This window comes from Hydrogenophaga sp. A37 (assembly GCF_002001205.1).
Classification (GTDB): Bacteria; Pseudomonadota; Gammaproteobacteria; order Burkholderiales; family Burkholderiaceae_C; genus Hydrogenophaga.
Map to the genome: position 1 here is coordinate 1 of NZ_MUNZ01000185.1, position 16,017 is coordinate 16,017.

Sequence of the window (16,017 nt, forward strand, 5' to 3'; positions counted from 1 at the left end):
CAAGCGCGGCAACGTCACGCTGCACACCGGCACCAGCGCCTCGCGCATCCTGTTCGAAGGCAAGGACCAGCCGCGGGCGGTGGGGGTGGAGGTGGAGCAGGGCGGGCAGAAGGTGGTGTACCGCGCACGGCGCGAGATCATTCTCAGTGCCGGAGCGATCCAGTCACCGCAGCTGCTGCAGCTCTCCGGTGTGGGCCACCCGGACCTGCTGAAGTCGCTGGGCATTCCGGTGGTGGCCGAGCGGCCGGGGGTGGGCGAAAACCTGCAGGACCACCTGGAAACCTATGTGCAGTACGCCTGCAAGGAGCCGATCACGCTGTACTCGGCCACCAAGCCGCTGGCCATGGGCGCCATCGGCGCGCAGTGGCTGCTCACGCGCACGGGCCTGGGGGCGACCAACCACTTCGAGTCCGGCGGCTTCATCCGCAGCGAAGCGGGCGTCAAGCACCCCGACCTGCAGTACCACTTCCTGCCGATGGCGGTGCGTTACGACGGCAGCGCGACGGTGGAGGGCCACGGCTTCCAGGCCCATGTCGGCCCCATGCGATCGACCAGCCGCGGGCATGTGCGCATCCGCAGCGCCAGCCACCGCGACGCGCCCGAAATCCGCTTCAACTACATGAGCACCGAGCAGGACCGCAAGGAGTTCCGCGCGGCCATCCGCCTCACGCGTGAGGTGTTCGAGCAACGCGCCTTCAACCGCTTTCGCGCCGAAGAGCTCTCGCCCACCGCCCAGGTGCAAAGCGACGCAGAGATCGACGAACACATCCGCCACCAGGCCGAAACCGCCTACCACCCCAGTTGCTCCTGCCGCATGGGCCATGACGACATGGCGGTGGTGGATGGAGCGGGGCGGGTGCACGGCGTGCAGGCCCTGCGCGTGGTGGACGCCTCCATCATGCCGCTCATTGTCAGCGGCAACCTCAACGTGCCGACCATCATGATGGCCGAGAAGATCGCGGACGCGATCAAGGGCCAGGCACTGCCGCCATCGGACGCGCCCGCCTGGGTGCACCCGCACTGGCAGACCCTGCAGCGCTGAAGCTGCCCCGGACAGCGACCGGCCGGTGCGGCGGCACCTGAGCGGACGGCCGCGCAAGCGCGTCCCTGTGTCGGGAATCGACACCCGCACATGTCGGAATCTGAACAGAAATTGGCGCAATCAGCGCCACGTCGGTTGCCGATGAAAACGAAGATTCGTGTCAACCCCAACCACCGACAAGACCCGAGGAAACACCCCATGTTCAGCTACCGCGATCAGTCTCTCCAGGCCACCGACCCCGCGCTGTGGTCCATCGTCCAGCAGGAGCATCAGCGCCAGGAACAGCACATCGAGCTGATCGCCAGCGAGAACTACACCTCGCCCGCGGTGATGATGGCTCAGGGCAGCCAGCTCACCAACAAGTACGCCGAAGGCTACCCGGGCCGCCGCTACTACGGGGGCTGCGAGTTCGTCGACCAGGCCGAGCAACTCGCCATCGACCGCGTCAAACAGCTCTTCGGCGCCGACCAGCACGGCTGGGCCGCCAACGTGCAGGCGCACTCGGGCGCGCAGGCCAACGAAGCGGTGTTCATGGCCTTCATGAAACCGGGCGACACCTTCATGGGCATGAACCTGGCCGAAGGCGGCCACCTCTCGCACGGCATGGCGCTGAACATGAGCGGCAAGTGGTTCAACGTGGTCAGCTACGGCCTGAACGACAAGGAAGAGATCGACTACGACGCGATGGAGCGCAAGGCCCACGAGAGCAAGCCCAAGATCATCATCGCCGGCGCCTCGGCCTACGCGCTGCGCATCGATTTCGAGCGCTTCGCCAAGGTCGCCAAGGACGTCGGCGCGCTGCTGATGGTGGACATGGCCCACTACGCCGGCCTGATCGCCGCGGGCGAGTACCCCAACCCGATTCCTCACGCCGACATCGTCACCAGCACCACGCACAAGAGCCTGCGCGGCCCGCGCGGCGGCATCATCCTGATGAAGCCCGAGCACGAGAAGGCCATCAACAGCGCGATCTTCCCCGGCCTGCAGGGCGGGCCGCTGATGCATGTGATCGCGGCCAAGGCGGTGGCCTTCCACGAGGCTCTGACGCCCGAGTTCAAGGCCTACCAGCAGCAGGTGGTGAAGAACGCCGCCGCGCTGGCCGACACCCTGGTGGTGCGCGGCCTGCGCATCGTTTCCGGCCGCACCGAGAGCCACGTGATGCTGGTGGACCTGCGCGCCAAGGGCATGACCGGCAAGGCCGCCGAAGCCCTGCTGGGCCAGGCCCACATCACGGTCAACAAGAACGCGATCCCCAACGACCCGGAAAAGCCGATGGTGACCAGCGGCGTGCGACTGGGCTCGCCGGCCATGACCACGCGCGGTTTCAAGGAAGCCGAGGCCGTGAAGGTGGGCCACCTGATCGCCGACCTGCTGGACAGCCCGAACGACGAGGCGGTGATCGTGCGCGTGCGCGCCGACGTGGCCGCGCTGACCGCCGCTTTCCCGGTCTACGGCTGAACCCGGTCACACACACCATGGCACTGAGCACCTTCGACCTGTTCAAGATCGGCATCGGGCCGAGCAGCTCGCACACGGTCGGCCCCATGCGCGCGGCGCTGCTGTTTGTGCAGGCCCTGCGTGACGGTGGCCTGCTGCCCGCCGTGACATCGGTGCGCTGCGAGCTGTACGGATCGCTCGGCGCCACCGGCAAAGGCCACGGCAGCGACAAGGCCGTACTGCTGGGCCTGGAAGGCGAAGCGCCCGACCTGATCGACCCCGACGCGATCGCGCCGCGCCTTGAGGCCCTGCGCGCATCGCAGACGCTGAACCTGCTGGGCGCACATCGAATCGCCTTCAACGAGCGCGAGGGACTGAAGTTCCTGCGCAAGGCCTTGCCCTTCCACCCCAACGGCATGCGCCTGTTCGCCTTCGACGGCAGCGGCGCAACGTTGCTGGAAAAAACCTATTACTCCATCGGTGGCGGTTTCGTCATCAACCAGAGCGAAGCGGGTGAACCCGCGCTGGTGCCCGACGCCACGGTCTTGCCGTACCCCTTCACCACCGGCGACGAGCTGCTGCAGCGCTGCACCGAAAGCGGCCTGAGCATCGCGCAGGTGATGTGGCACAACGAACTGGCCTGGCGCGATGCCGCGTCGGTGCGCTCGGGGCTGCTGCGCATCTGGGCCGTGATGCAGGCCTGCGTGAAGCGTGGTGTGGCCACCGAGGGCGTGTTGCCCGGCGGTTTCAAGGTCAAGCGCCGCGCGGCCGAGCTGTACCGCTCGCTCACCGCCCACCCCGAAGCCGCGCTGAAAGACCCGCTGCAGGTGATGGACTGGATCAACCTGTACGCGCTGGCGGTGAACGAAGAGAACGCGGCCGGCGGTCGCGTCGTGACGGCGCCCACCAACGGCGCGGCCGGCATCGTGCCGGCGGTGCTGCACTACTACACGCGCTTCGTGCCCGGTGCCAGTGAACAGGGTGTGATCGACTTCCTGCTCACCGCCGCAGCCATCGGCATCCTCTACAAGGAAAACGCCTCGATCTCGGGCGCCGAAGTCGGCTGCCAGGGCGAGGTGGGCGTGGCCTGCTCGATGGCGGCGGGTGCGCTGGCCCAGGTCATGGGCGGCACGCCGGAGCAGGTGGAGAACGCGGCCGAGATCGGCATGGAACACCACCTGGGCCTGACCTGCGACCCCATCGGCGGCCTGGTGCAGATCCCCTGCATCGAGCGCAACGCCATCGCCTCGGTGAAAGCCATCAACGCCTCCCGCATGGCGCTGCGCGGCGACGGCACCCACTTCGTCAGCCTGGACAAGGTGATCAAGACCATGCGCGAAACCGGTGCCGACATGATGACCAAATACAAGGAGACCTCGCGCGGGGGTCTGGCCGTGAACATCGTTGAATGCTGAAGAGAACGAGAGAAGGAAACCCCCATGCAACATTTTTCCATCTGGTCCCTGCTGCGCAACAGCATGTCCTACCACGAGGGCTGGCAGAAGCAGTGGCGCTCGCCCGAGCCCCAGCGCGAGTACGACGTGGTGGTGGTCGGCGGCGGCGGCCACGGCCTGGCCACGGCCTACTACCTGGCCAAGGAACACGGCCTTCGCAACATCGCGGTGGTCGAGAAGGGTTACCTGGGTGGCGGCAACACCGCACGCAACACCACCATCGTTCGCTCCAACTACCTGTGGGACGAGTCCACCGCGCTGTATGAAAAGTCCATGCAGCTGTGGGAAGGCCTGTCGCAGGACTTGAACTACAACGTCATGTTCAGCCAGCGCGGCGTGCTCAACCTGGGCCACACGCTGCAGGAGATGCGCGACATCGAGCGCCGCGTCAACGCCAACCGCTTGAACGGCGTGGACGGCGAGGTGGTCACGCCCGCGCAGATCAAGGAAATGATCCCGTACATCAACCTGAACACGCGCTATCCCGTCCTGGGTGCTTCGCTGCAGCGGCGCGGCGGCGTGGCCCGCCACGACGCGGTGGCCTGGGGCTTTGCCCGCGCCGCCGATGCGCGCGGTGTGGACCTGATCCAGAACTGCGAGGTCACCGGCATCCGCCGCGAGGGCGGTGCCGTGGTGGGTGTGGACACGGTCAAGGGCTTCATCAAGGCCAAGAAGGTCGCCATCGTCGCGGCCGGTCACTCCAGCGTGATGGCCAGCATGGCCGACATCCGCCTGCCCATCGAGAGCAAGCCGCTGCAGGCGCTGGTGTCCGAGCCGCTCAAGCCGATCTTCCCCTGCGTGCTGATGAGCAACGCCATCCACGCCTACATCAGCCAGTCCGACAAGGGCGACCTGGTGATCGGTGCGGGCGTGGACCAGTACAACGGCTACGGCCAGCGCGGCAGTTACCACACCATCGAGCACACGCTGCAGGCCATCGTGGAGATGTTCCCGATGTTCTCGCGCGTGCGCATGAACCGGCAGTGGGGCGGCATCGTCGATGTCTCGCCCGACGCCTGCCCGATCATTGGCCTGACCCCCGTCAAGGGGCTCTACATCAACTGCGGCTGGGGCACCGGCGGCTTCAAGGCCACGCCGGGTTCGGGCTGGGCCATGGCCCACACCGTGGCGCAAGACCGCCCGCACGCGCTCAACGAAGCGCTGTCACTGAACCGTTTCTACAACGGCCACCTGATCGACGAACACGGCGCCGCCGGCGTCGCTCACTGAGATGACCCCCCCGCGCCGCTTCGCGTCACCCCCCCAGGGGGGTGGCACTGACCGTCCGGCAAAGCCGGCCCGGCGGTGCCCTTGGCAAAACACCGCAGCCTCCGTTCTTTGAGAAAGAAAACCATGTTGCAAATCAACTGTCCCTTCTGCGGCACGCGCGCCGAGATCGAATTCACCTGCGGAGGCGAAGGCGGCATCGTTCGCCCGCTGAACTCGGAGGCCATGAGCGACACCGAGTGGGGCGACTACGTGTTCATGCGCAAGAACCCCAAGGGTCTGCAGCACGAGCAGTGGCGCCATTCCAGCGGCTGCGGTCGCTGGTTCAACGCGCTGCGCCACACGGTGAGCTACCGGTTCGAGGCGACCTGGAAGATCGGTGAACCCATCCCTGCTCAATTCGCTGCCGAGTTCGCGGCCGAGCCCGCGGCTGTCGTCAACGAAGGAGCCGCGGTATGACCACCCGCCTGTCCACCGGCGGTCGCGTCGACCGCCGCCGCGCCCTGAGCTTCTCTTTCAACGGCCGCGCCTACCAGGGCCTGGAAGGCGACACGCTTGCCTCGGCCTTGCTGGCCAATGGCGTGAGCATGGTGGCGCGCAGCTGGAAGTACCACCGCCCGCGCGGCATCCTGTCGGCCGGCGTGGAAGAGCCCAACGCGCTGGTGCAGCTGTTCGACGGTGCCCGCACCGTGCCCAACGCGCGCATGACCGAGGTGTCGCTGGTGGAGGGCCTGAGCGCGCGCTCGATCCACGCCAAGCCCAGCATCGAGTTCGACACCGGCGCCGTCAACGGCTGGTTCTCGCGCCTGATCCCGGCCGGTTTCTATTACAAGACCTTCATGGCTTCGCAGGCGGCGTGGCACTTCTTCGAGAAGCACATCCGCGCGGCCAGCGGCCTGGGCGTCTCGCCCACCGAACACGATCCCGACCGCTACGACAAGCGCTACGCGCACTGCGACGTGATGGTCGTCGGTGCCGGCATCGCCGGCCTGATGGCCGCACTCACGGCAGCCCGCGCCGGCGCCCGCGTGGTGCTGTGCGACGAGCAGGCCGAGGCCGGTGGCTGGTTGCTGTCCAGCGACGAGTCCGTCGATGGCCAGCCTGCCGTTCAGTGGGTGGCGAAGGCGCTGGCCGAACTGGCCGCGCTGCCCGATGTGACCGTGCTGCCGCGTTGCACCGCCTTCGGTTACCAGGACCACGATCTGGTGACCCTGGTGGAGCGCCGCGGCGACCACCTGAGCGCCGACCAGGCCCCTGTGTTCCGTGAGCGCCTGTGGCGCGTGCGGGCGAAACAGGTGGTGATCGCCACCGGTGCGCACGAGCGCCCACTGGTGTTCGGCAACAACGACCTGCCCGGCATCATGCTGGCCGGCGCCGTGTCCACCTACATCCGCCGCTACGCCGTGCTGCCCGGCCGCAACGCCGTGGTCTTCACCAACAACGACGCCGGCTACGACGCGGCGCTCGCGCTCAAGGCCGCCGGTGCCAACGTGCAGGTGGTCGATGCGCGGGCGCAGCCCACCGGTTCGCTGAGCCAGCGGGCCAAGGCCATGGGCATCGCGGTGCTGGCCGGCCACGTCATCACCGAAGCCCGTGGCGGCCAACGCGTGAGCGCTGTGCTGGTGCAGGCTATCGACGGCCAGGACCGGCTCAATGGCTCCGTGCGTGACATCGCCTGTGACCTGGTGGCGCTGTCCGGCGGCGTCAGCCCGGTGATCCACCTGCAGTGCCAGGCGGGCAGCAAGGCGGTCTGGAACGACGCGCAAGCGGCCTTCCTGCCGGGTGCTCCGGCGCAGTCTGAAATGTCGGCCGGTGCCTGCGCCGGTCAGCTCACGCTCAAGGCCAGTGCCGATGGCGGCGCAGCTGCCGGTGCCCAGGCGCTCAAGGCGTTGGGCCTGTCGGTCAACGCCGCGGCCCCGGCCGTGGCGGCGCAGGACGCGGGCAGCATCCGCGCCCTCTGGCTGGTGCCACACGCCAAGCCGGTGAGCCGCGCACCCAAGCAGTTCGTCGATCTGCAGAACGACGTGGCGGCGTCCGACATCCACCTCGCGGTGCGCGAAGGTTTCGAGTCCATCGAGCACGTCAAGCGCTACACGGCGATGGGCTTCGGCACCGACCAGGGCAAGACCGGCAACATCAACGGCATGGGCATCGTGGCCCAGGCGCTGGGCAAGTCCATCCCGCAGGTGGGCACCACCACCTTCCGCCCGAACTACACACCCGTGACCTTCGGCGCCGTGGCCGGGCTGGAGCTGGGCGAGGCCTTCGACCCGATCCGCACCACCGCCATGCACGACTGGCACGTGAAGCAGGGCGCGCTGTTCGAAGACGTGGGCCAGTGGAAGCGCCCCTGGTACTACCCGAAGCCCGGCGAAGACCTGCACGCCGCCGTGCACCGCGAGACGCTGGCCGTGCGCAACGGCGTGGGAACGCTCGACGGCTCGACGCTGGGCAAGATCGACATCCAGGGCCCGGACGCCAGCATCCTGCTCAACTGGATGTACAGCAACGCCTGGTCCAAGCTGGAGATCGGCAAATGCCGCTACGGCCTGATGCTTGATGAAAACGGCATGGTGTTCGACGACGGTGTGACCGTGCGCCTGGCCGAAAACCACTACCTGATGCACACCACCTCGGGCGGCGCGGCACGCGTGCTGGCCTGGATGGAGCGCTGGCTGCAGACCGAGTGGCCGCACCTCAAGGTGTACCTCACCAGCGCCACCGACCACTGGTCCACCTCCATCGTGGCCGGCCCCAAGAGCCGCGCCGTGCTGCAGAAGATCTGCGCTGATGTGGATTTCGACGACGCGGCCTTCCCCTTCATGTCGTACCGCGTGGGCACGGTGGCCGGCTTCCAGGCCCGCATCATGCGCATCAGCTTCTCGGGCGAGCGCTGCTACGAAGTCAACGTGGCCGCCAACGACGGCCTGAAGGTCTGGGAGGCGATCCACGTCGCCGGCGCCGAGTTCAACATCACCCCGTACGGCACCGAGACCATGCACGTGCTGCGCGCCGAGAAGGGCTACATCATCATCGGCCAGGACACGGACGGTTCCGTCACGCCGATGGACCTGGGCATGGGCGGTCTGGTCACCAAGACCAAGGACTGCCTGGGCAAACGTTCGCTGAGCCGCGAAGACACGGTGCGCCCCGACCGCAAGCAACTCGTCGGCTTGCTGCCGGACGACCCGAAGGTCGTGCTGACCGAGGGCGCGCAGATCCTCAACCAGACGCCCACCGGCCCGACCGCGCCCATGGTCGGTCACGTGACCTCCAGCTACATGAGCCCGACGCTGGGTCACTCCATCGCCATGGCCCTGGTCAAGGGGGGCCTGAGCCGCATGGGCGAGAAGGTCCACATCTCTCAGGGCGGTCCCAACGGCCCGGTCGTTCACACCGCCACCATCGCCAGCCCGGTTTTTCTCGATCCCAAAGCGGAGCGCCAAAATGCTTGATTCCCTCCAACGCCCTGTGGCGCCCATGGGCCGCGTGCCCACCGCCCGTGCCTCGACCGAGCAGTCTCTGCTGGCCGGCTGGCGCAACGGCCTGTCCATCGTCAACCTGCGTGGCAACCCCGACGATGCAGCCTTCCGCGACGGCGTGTCGCAGGCCTTGGGTCTGGCGCTGCCCACACAGGCCTGCACCACGGTCGCCAACGACACCCATCGCCTGGTCTGGGTGGGCCCGGACGACTGGTTCGTGATCGGCGCCAAGGGCAAAGCCGCCACCATCGAAGCCCGGTTGCGCCAGGCACTGGCCGGACAGCACTTCGCCGTCACCGACGTGAGCAGCGGCTACACCGTGCTGCACCTGAGCGGTCAGCCGGTGCGCGAGGTGCTGGCCCAGGGCTGCCCGCTGGACTTGCACCCGCGCGTGTTCGGCCCCGGCTCGGCCGCGGGTTCGGTGTTCTTCAAAACCTCCGTGTGGCTGTGGCAAACCGAAGCCGCCCCGGTGTACGAAGTGCTGGTGCGCAACAGCTTCCAGCGGTACGTCTGGCTGATGCTGGAAAGCTGTACCCCCGAGTGCGGCCTGGTGGTCCGGCGCTTTCCATGAATGCCATCCCATGAACGCCACTTGGACCGTCCGCATCGAGCGGCTGGAGACGCACCTGCCAGTGGGCATCTACGCCCACGAACAGGACGCCCAGCCGGTGTGGGTGAGCCTGACCGCCACCGGCGAAGCCAGCGCTGCGCCCAGTTCGCTGAGCGAGTGCTTCGACTACGAGCCGCTGTGCCGGTGGCTGACGCAGGAGTGGCCGAAGTCGCCGCACACCCCGCTGCTCGAAACGCGCGTCAACCAGGTCATGGCCTTCATCTTCGGGTCCGACCCACGCGTGCGCAACGTCTGGGTTGGCCTCTACAAGCAGCGCGTCAGCCAGCAGGCCCTGGCGGTCGGCATGGAGCGCACCTCCTCACGCGCCGAGTTCGAGGCCCTGCGGTTCCAGGCGGCCGAGACGAGCGCCCTTCTTCAAACCCTCACGCATCACGGTGAAACCCATGCAAGCCTCGCTCAATGAATCGACCCGTGAACCCACCCGCTATGTGCTGACCCTGGCGGTGGCCAGCGCGCGCGGCCAGGTGGCCGCCATGGTGGCCTTGCTGGAGCAGCACGGTGCCTACATCGAAGAGTTCGCGGTGTTCGACGACGCGCTGGTCTCACGCTTTTATGTGCGCATCGTGTTCCGGCTGGAGGGTGAGAAGGGCAGCGGCATCGGCGCGCTGCGCGAAGCCTATGCCCAACTGATGGACGGCTTTGACGGTGCCGAGGGTGCCATCCACGACCTCAGCCGCCCCACGCGCGTGATGATCATGGTCTCCAAGGCCGACCACTGCCTGCGCGACCTGCTGGCCCAGTGGCGCCGCAAGGAACTGAACATGGACGTGGTCGCCGTGGTGTCCAACCACGCCGACCTCGGGCCGCTGGCCGTGGCCGAAGGCATTCCGTTCCACCACCTGCCGATCACCGCGGCCACCAAGCCGCAGCAGGAAGCGGCGCTGCTCCAGTGCATCGAACAGCACGAAGCCGAGCTGGTGGTGCTGGCGCGCTACATGCAGGTGCTGTCGGAGGAGATGTGTGAGAGGCTGGCCGGTCGCGTCGTCAACATCCACCACTCCTTCCTGCCCGGTTTCAAGGGCGCCCGACCCTACGAGCAGGCCCACGCCCGTGGCGTGAAACTGATCGGCGCCACCGCCCACTTCGCCACCAGCGACCTGGACGAGGGCCCGATCATCGAGCAGGCCTTGGAACGCGTGGACCACGCCTGCGGCCCGGAGCAGCTGCTGAACACCGGCCGCAGCGTGGAATGCCTGGCCCTGGGGCGCGCGCTGCGGTATGTGCTCGAGCACCGGGTGTTCATCAACGGACTGCGGACGGTGGTGCTGCGGTAGGTCTGGTGGCAAGAAGCCGACAAGCCAAAGAAGGTAGGCACAAATCCAGTCACTTGATCTCGCGGACGCCATGAGGATGAACACTGTCTGACCTCTGGCAACTGCGCGCGTTCAGCGAGATACTTCCCGATCACCCCTACCGGAAGGGTCGATCATGAGCACTGAATCCTTCGACGCCATCATTGTTGGGGCCGGTCAGGCAGGTCCCGCCATCGCAGCACGCTGCAGCAAGGAGGGCCTGCGCACCGCTGTCATCGAGCGCGGGCATTTTGGGGGCACCTGTCTCAACGTCGGCTGCGTACCGACGAAGACCCTCGTTGCGAGCGCGCGCGCCATGCACCTGGCGCGCCGCGGCGGCGAGTTCGGCTTTGATGCGGGTGAGATCCGGGTGGACATGGCCCGTGTCAAGGCCCGCAAAGACGGCATCGTCAGCAAGTCTCGCGAAGGACTCGAATCCTGGATGCGGAGCCTGAAGAACACCGAAGTCATCGTTGGAGAGGCCCGCTTTGTGGCCGCTGCGACGCTGGAAGTCGGCGCACGCCGCCTGACGGCACCCCGCATCTTTCTGAACGTGGGCGGCCGCTCGGTGCACCCTGATATCCCCGGCATACACACCGTTCCCACACTCGACAACGTCTCGATTCTGGAGCTGGACCGCGTGCCCGAACACCTGGTCATCGTTGGCGGCAGCTACATCGGTCTGGAGTTCGCGCAGATGATGCGCCGCTTCGGGGCTGATGTGACCGTGGTGGAGCGGTCGCCGCAACTGCTGCCCCGCGAGGACCAGGACGTCGCCGCCGGCATTCAATCGATCCTGGAGGGCGAGGGGGTGCGCTTTGCCCTGGCGTCGGAGTGCATCTCACTGTCGCGCGGAGGCCAGGGGATCGCGGTCGGCGCGGTCTGTGGCGACGATCAGCCCAGCATCAGCGGCAGCCATGTTCTGCTGGCCGTGGGCCGGCGACCGAACACGGAAGACCTGGGTCTGGAGGCTGCCGGCATCCAGACCGACGACCGCGGCCACATCACGGTCGATGATCAGTGCCGCACCACCGCCGATGGGGTTTGGGCGGTGGGCGAATGCAACGGCCGCGGCGCCTTCACGCACACGTCGTGGAACGACCACGAAGTTGTGGTCGCCAACCTGTTCGACAACGATCCGCGCCGCATCTCGGATCGCATCGCTTGTTATGCGCTCTTCATCGACCCGCCGCTCGGCCGCGTTGGCATGACAGAGACCGAGGCGCGCGCGGCCCAGGCCCAGGGCCGCCAGGTGTTGCAAGCCAAGATGCCGATGCATCGCGTGGGACGCGCGCGCGAGAACGGCGAAACCCAGGGCATCATGAAAGTGCTGGTGGATGCTGAAAGCCAGCGGGTGATGGGGGCCGCGATCCTCGGCCTCCATGGTGACGAGGTGGTTCATGGACTGCTCGACACGATGGTGGCACAGCAGCCCTACACGGTGCTCTCGAGAGCGGTGCACATCCACCCGACGGTTTCGGAACTGGTGCCAACGCTGCTGCAGCAACTGAAGCCGCTGTCGTGATCCGTCAGTGCATTCGCCCTGCGCATCTGGGTAAACAGCTTCTGGCATGAAGCAGTCATCCGGATCACCGGCAGCGCGGCGCCATAAATGACCGGTATCGAGGGGGATCTTAGTCATCCAGCGAGGCAGGCCGCAGGTCGCCCAGGCTGGCTTTAGAGCGTGCCAGGCGCAACCTCTCCAACATCGCATGCCCGTCATCGGACAGAAGCTCCTCGTACTTGCGCCAGGGGGTGCGGGCCAACGACCACGTTCAGGCCAGCGGGTCACCCCGCTTCACCATGGCCTCCCAGTCGCCCATGGAGATCTGGCCACCAGCGCTGTCGGCCAGCCCCTGGTCACGCTGCGGCAGCACGCCCTGGATCGCGTCGATGCGTTTCCAGCCCGGTATGGGCTGCTCGCCGGTGACTGCGTTGGGCACGTACCGCGAAGCCGCCACGCGCTGCATGCGGGGGATGTAGCGCGGGCAATTGGTGATCAGTGCAGTGATCTGCACCTGCACGGCGAACTGCGCGCCCGGCCATTGGCCCACCACAGCCGGGTCATCGATCAGCCGCGCATCGCCCTGCACCCGCAGCCGCGCCGGTGTTTCGAAGTCAATGAAAAGCATGCCCACCTTGGCTGTAGCGGCGATGTTGCCCATCGAGTAGTACATGCCATTGCCGTCATAGCAAGGGAACTGGAGCGTGCGCTCGTCGTGCACCCGCACGAAACCGGGCGCGCCGCCTTTGTAGCTGACGGTCGGTGAGCCGCTCTGATCCACGGTGGACAGGAAGAAGTAGTCCATGGACTGCACTAACGCGCTGTCATCTGATGTCAACGCGTCGTGCACGATCACCTGTAGTTCGGCCGCGGCCAACGCGCTGGTGTCGAAGCGCTGCTGCAGGGCCAGCGCTTCGGGGGTGTAGGCAAAGTCGGCCATCACGCCACCTCCTGCCTGGCGTTGGCCGCTATCTCGTCCGTTGCGTCTGGCTCCACCACTTCAGCGGCGCGCTGGCGCAGGACCACCCGGTTGCCAGGGGTCTTGTCCAGCAGCAGGCGGGTGACATCGGGGCGGCTGTAATGACCGGCGGGGTCGGCCGCGGCCTTGGCTAGAGAGATCATGCCCAGGTCGAGATCGGCATAAACCAGCCCCTCCTGGCCTTCAGGCAGTGGCGTGGAGATGAGCTGGCCGTCGGGAGCATAGATGCCGGTGAATCCGCCGCCTTCCAGCAGCAACTGACGCTTCATCGCGTCGTCTCCGCAGAGCTGCTGCACCATCTCGGGTGAGACCGTGGCGCAAGGCGCCAGCACGAAACAGCCCCCCTCCACGGCATAGATGCGGCTGGCGGCGTTGTTCACTTCGGCACCCAGCGCGTAGGCACCGCCTCGGTAGAGCGAGAAGCTGGGCCAGGCGGCGATGTGCACCTGTTCGTTCTGCGCGTACATGGCGTACTTCGACAGTGGTTGCAGGTGCTCCCAGCAACACAGGGCGCCCATTCGGCCCAGTGGGGTGTCGTGCACCGACAGGTCACTGCCGTCGCCCTCGCCAAAGACGGTGCGCTCCACATGCGTGGGCTTGAGTTTGCGGCGCCGGGCAATGGTGGCGCCGTCAGGACCGATGATCCACTGGCCCATGTAGAGGCTGCCGCCGTCCTTCTCACTGTGACCCATCACCACGGTGATGGCGTGCTCGCGGGCCGCGGCCTCCAGGCGCTCGGCTTGGGGTGAACCATAGACCAGGGAGTTGTCATGGAAGCGCTGGACAAACTGCATGCCCCAGGCCGGTGAATCCAGCCAGATGTACCAAGGGTATCCGGGTAGCCAGGTCTCAGGGAAGGCGATCAGCTTGGCGCCTTGGCCGGCGGCCTCGGCAATCAAGGCGATGGCCTTGGTGATGCCGGCATCCAGATCCAGGAAGGCGGGGGCGGCCTGCACAGCTGCGGCGCGGTACTTGGGGTGGGCGATGGGCATGGGGTTCTCCGATGGGGTGGGCTAGGTTGGTGATCGCAGCCTGGTCTTGCCAAGCGCGATGCCTATCGTCGGCCGATGTCTTTTGATTGGCTTGTCTGCGTGTGGCGCTTTACTTGTCCGCATGGCGCAAGCTGCTGCGCGATGGCGTGCGCCCGTTGCCACGGCGAATGCATGCCGCTAAGCTCGCGACATGACTCAACGCTTGCCGCAGCAACTGAGCACTGCTGTCGTGCCGAAAGCCGAACGCCTGGCGTTCTGGACCGACATGGTCTGCAGCACTTATGTTCAGCTCGATTGCGACACGGCCGCTGGCGCCCACACCATCGCGGGCACCATCGGTTCGGCCACGCTGGCCATGCTGCAGTTGTCTCAAGTGACCAGCACTGCCCAGGTCGTGAGACGCTCGGCGGCGCGCATTGCCCGCGACAGTGAAGATTTTTTCCTCGTCAGCATCCAGACTCGCGGTGAGGGCCGACTTGAGCAAGACGGGCGCATTGCCCGACTCACGCCAGGTGACTTCGCGTTGTACGACAGCACCCGCCCCTACGCGCTGCACTTCGACGCGCCGTTCCAGCAGTTTGTGTTGCGCCTGCCAGGGCCAACGCTGCGCCATGCGCTGCGCGACAGCCAGTCGCTCACGGCCAGCACCGTCAGTGGCCGGCGCGGCGCCGGCCACTTGATGATTGGCATGATCCGCAGCTTGGCGGCCGATATTCACACACTGGCCCCTGAGTCGGCCAGCGCGGTGGCCGAAAGCGTCACCCAGATTCTGGTGGCCGGTTTGGCCGGTTTACCGGCGGCACAAGGCACGCCCGTATCCCAAGGCGCCGCTTACCACCGCGAGCAGATCAAAGCCGTTGTGCGCGCGAGGTTGTGCGAGCCGGGGCTCAGTGTCGCTGCCATTGCCACCGAGCTGCGCCTGGCAACCAGCAGTTTGCACCGCGCCTGGAAGGGCGAGGGTGGCACCATTGCAGAGTACATCTGGGCGCAGCGGCTGGACGCTGCCCGCCGCGATCTTTGCAGCCCGTCGCAGCGCGCCCGCAGCATCAGCAGCATTGCGTTTAACTGGGGCTTCAATGACGCGGCCCACTTCAGTCGCGCCTTTCGCGCCCGCTTCGGCTGCGCTCCACGCGAGTTGCGCGACTTGGTCTGACACTGCGATACAGCCAAGTCCACCGACCAATTCATGACACCACTTGGCCGCTCGCGCGAGAAGCGCGATCTCGGCGCCTTCGATGTGCCGAGGCTTGGCGCTCCAGCGCGAGAAGGTCAGGTATTGCTCGAGAAAGGGCTTGAAACTTGAGCCCTGACTCTGAGCCTCGCGTGACCCAGAGCCTGCGAACCTGATCTCTGCGGGGTTCGGCCGTTCATACCTTGGCGAGGAAGGCCGCCGCATCACCCGCTTCACACTTCCAGTCTGCAAAGACCCCGACCAGATTGCATTCCACGCAGCGGCAAGCGATGTAATACCAACGCACGTCATGTGTGCCCTCGTACACGGAGACGCCGGACATCAGCTCAAACACCTCGTTTTCACACACGCACTCGTGCGCCTCGGGCACGGCTTCTTCAACGTATTCCGCACTGTCGCCCATCAGGTGTTCCTGCCCGCAGTCGGTGCAGGTGCGGATTGCCACGCCGGCTTCTTCATCGGTCTGCAGCGCGAAGCTCCGGCACCCGCAGTCGCATTTGGACGCGGCAAACCGGACGGCCTCATGGCGATTCGCAACGCTGTAACTGCGCAGCTCGGCTTGGGTGTCGCCCGACGTCGTCCCGTACCAGAACTCGCCCTTCTTCGTCAGTGCCATTGATGCTGCTCCATTCTTCAAGGTGGGTTCCCGGCAGGCCCCAAAGATGTTTCTGCCAAACAGACTGTTGAACTCTTCTTCTATGGAAGCCTTACATCAGGAGCGCACGTGATCCTGACGCCTGTCCGGATTCCAAGATCTTCTTTAGACGACGCATTGCCGCATCGGC

Annotated in this window: 14 protein-coding genes; 11 read left to right on the forward strand and 3 right to left on the reverse strand. The window is 66.5% G+C overall.

The window, feature by feature from the left end; genetic code table 11:
- From B0E41_RS24435 to B0E41_RS24480, 10 genes are all read left to right on the forward strand, one after another.
- Positions 1-1,042 (forward strand): GMC oxidoreductase (locus B0E41_RS24435; RefSeq protein ID WP_171984868.1); only part of this gene is annotated, 1,042 nt, incomplete at its 5' end.
- Positions 1,043-1,240: 198 nt separating this feature from the next.
- Entirely contained in the window at positions 1,241-2,500 is a 1,260-nt protein-coding gene (glyA, locus tag B0E41_RS24440; protein WP_077335426.1) for a serine hydroxymethyltransferase, read from the forward strand.
- Positions 2,501-2,517: 17 nt separating this feature from the next.
- Positions 2,518-3,894 carry an L-serine ammonia-lyase gene (locus tag B0E41_RS24445; protein ID WP_077335428.1) on the forward strand — a complete coding sequence of 459 codons (1,377 nt, stop codon included), beginning with the start codon at positions 2,518-2,520 and terminating at the stop codon, positions 3,892-3,894.
- A gap of 24 nt (positions 3,895-3,918) precedes the next feature.
- Positions 3,919-5,163, forward strand: coding sequence for a sarcosine oxidase subunit beta family protein (locus tag B0E41_RS24450; RefSeq protein WP_077335430.1), 1,245 nt, complete (start codon positions 3,919-3,921; stop codon positions 5,161-5,163).
- Positions 5,164-5,286: 123 nt separating this feature from the next.
- Positions 5,287-5,619, forward strand: a complete 333-nt coding sequence (locus B0E41_RS24455; RefSeq protein WP_077335432.1) for a sarcosine oxidase subunit delta — start codon at positions 5,287-5,289, stop codon at positions 5,617-5,619.
- Positions 5,616-8,615 carry a sarcosine oxidase subunit alpha family protein gene (locus tag B0E41_RS24460; RefSeq protein ID WP_077335434.1) on the forward strand — a complete coding sequence of 1,000 codons (3,000 nt, stop codon included), beginning with the start codon at positions 5,616-5,618 and terminating at the stop codon, positions 8,613-8,615. The genes B0E41_RS24455 and B0E41_RS24460 overlap by 4 nt, the downstream gene beginning before the upstream one ends.
- On the forward strand, positions 8,608-9,213 hold the full coding sequence (locus B0E41_RS24465; protein WP_077335436.1) for a sarcosine oxidase subunit gamma family protein: 606 nt from the start codon (positions 8,608-8,610) through the stop codon (positions 9,211-9,213). The genes B0E41_RS24460 and B0E41_RS24465 overlap by 8 nt, the downstream gene beginning before the upstream one ends.
- 10 nt (positions 9,214-9,223) lie before the next feature.
- On the forward strand, positions 9,224-9,676 hold the full coding sequence (locus B0E41_RS24470; protein WP_077335438.1) for a dihydroneopterin aldolase: 453 nt from the start codon (positions 9,224-9,226) through the stop codon (positions 9,674-9,676).
- Positions 9,657-10,547 (forward strand): formyltetrahydrofolate deformylase, encoded by an 891-nt coding sequence (locus B0E41_RS24475; RefSeq protein WP_077335440.1) that lies wholly within the window; start codon positions 9,657-9,659, stop codon positions 10,545-10,547. Before B0E41_RS24470 ends, B0E41_RS24475 begins: the two co-directional genes overlap by 20 nt.
- Before the next feature lie 154 nt (positions 10,548-10,701).
- The gene (locus B0E41_RS24480; protein ID WP_077335442.1) at positions 10,702-12,090 is read left to right on the forward strand and encodes an FAD-containing oxidoreductase; all 1,389 of its coding nucleotides are present in this window, start codon (positions 10,702-10,704) and stop codon (positions 12,088-12,090) included.
- A gap of 250 nt (positions 12,091-12,340) precedes the next feature.
- On the opposite strand, the gene B0E41_RS24485 is transcribed toward B0E41_RS24480, so the two are convergent.
- Positions 12,341-13,009: a pyridoxamine 5'-phosphate oxidase family protein gene (locus tag B0E41_RS24485; RefSeq protein ID WP_077335444.1), complete on the reverse strand. Its 669-nt coding sequence runs from the start codon at positions 13,007-13,009 to the stop codon at positions 12,341-12,343.
- Positions 13,009-14,040 (reverse strand): carbon-nitrogen hydrolase family protein, encoded by a 1,032-nt coding sequence (locus tag B0E41_RS24490; RefSeq protein ID WP_077335446.1) that lies wholly within the window; start codon positions 14,038-14,040, stop codon positions 13,009-13,011. The genes B0E41_RS24485 and B0E41_RS24490 overlap by 1 nt, the downstream gene beginning before the upstream one ends.
- A 190-nt stretch (positions 14,041-14,230) precedes the next feature.
- Here B0E41_RS24490 and B0E41_RS24495 point away from each other — a divergent pair, with 190 nt between their 5' ends.
- Positions 14,231-15,193, forward strand: a complete 963-nt coding sequence (locus B0E41_RS24495) for a helix-turn-helix domain-containing protein (RefSeq protein WP_077335448.1) — start codon at positions 14,231-14,233, stop codon at positions 15,191-15,193.
- 214 nt (positions 15,194-15,407) lie between these two features.
- On the opposite strand, the gene B0E41_RS24500 is transcribed toward B0E41_RS24495, so the two are convergent.
- Positions 15,408-15,848 carry a hypothetical protein gene (locus B0E41_RS24500; RefSeq protein ID WP_077335450.1) on the reverse strand — a complete coding sequence of 147 codons (441 nt, stop codon included), beginning with the start codon at positions 15,846-15,848 and terminating at the stop codon, positions 15,408-15,410.
- Positions 15,849-16,017 lie beyond the last annotated feature (169 nt).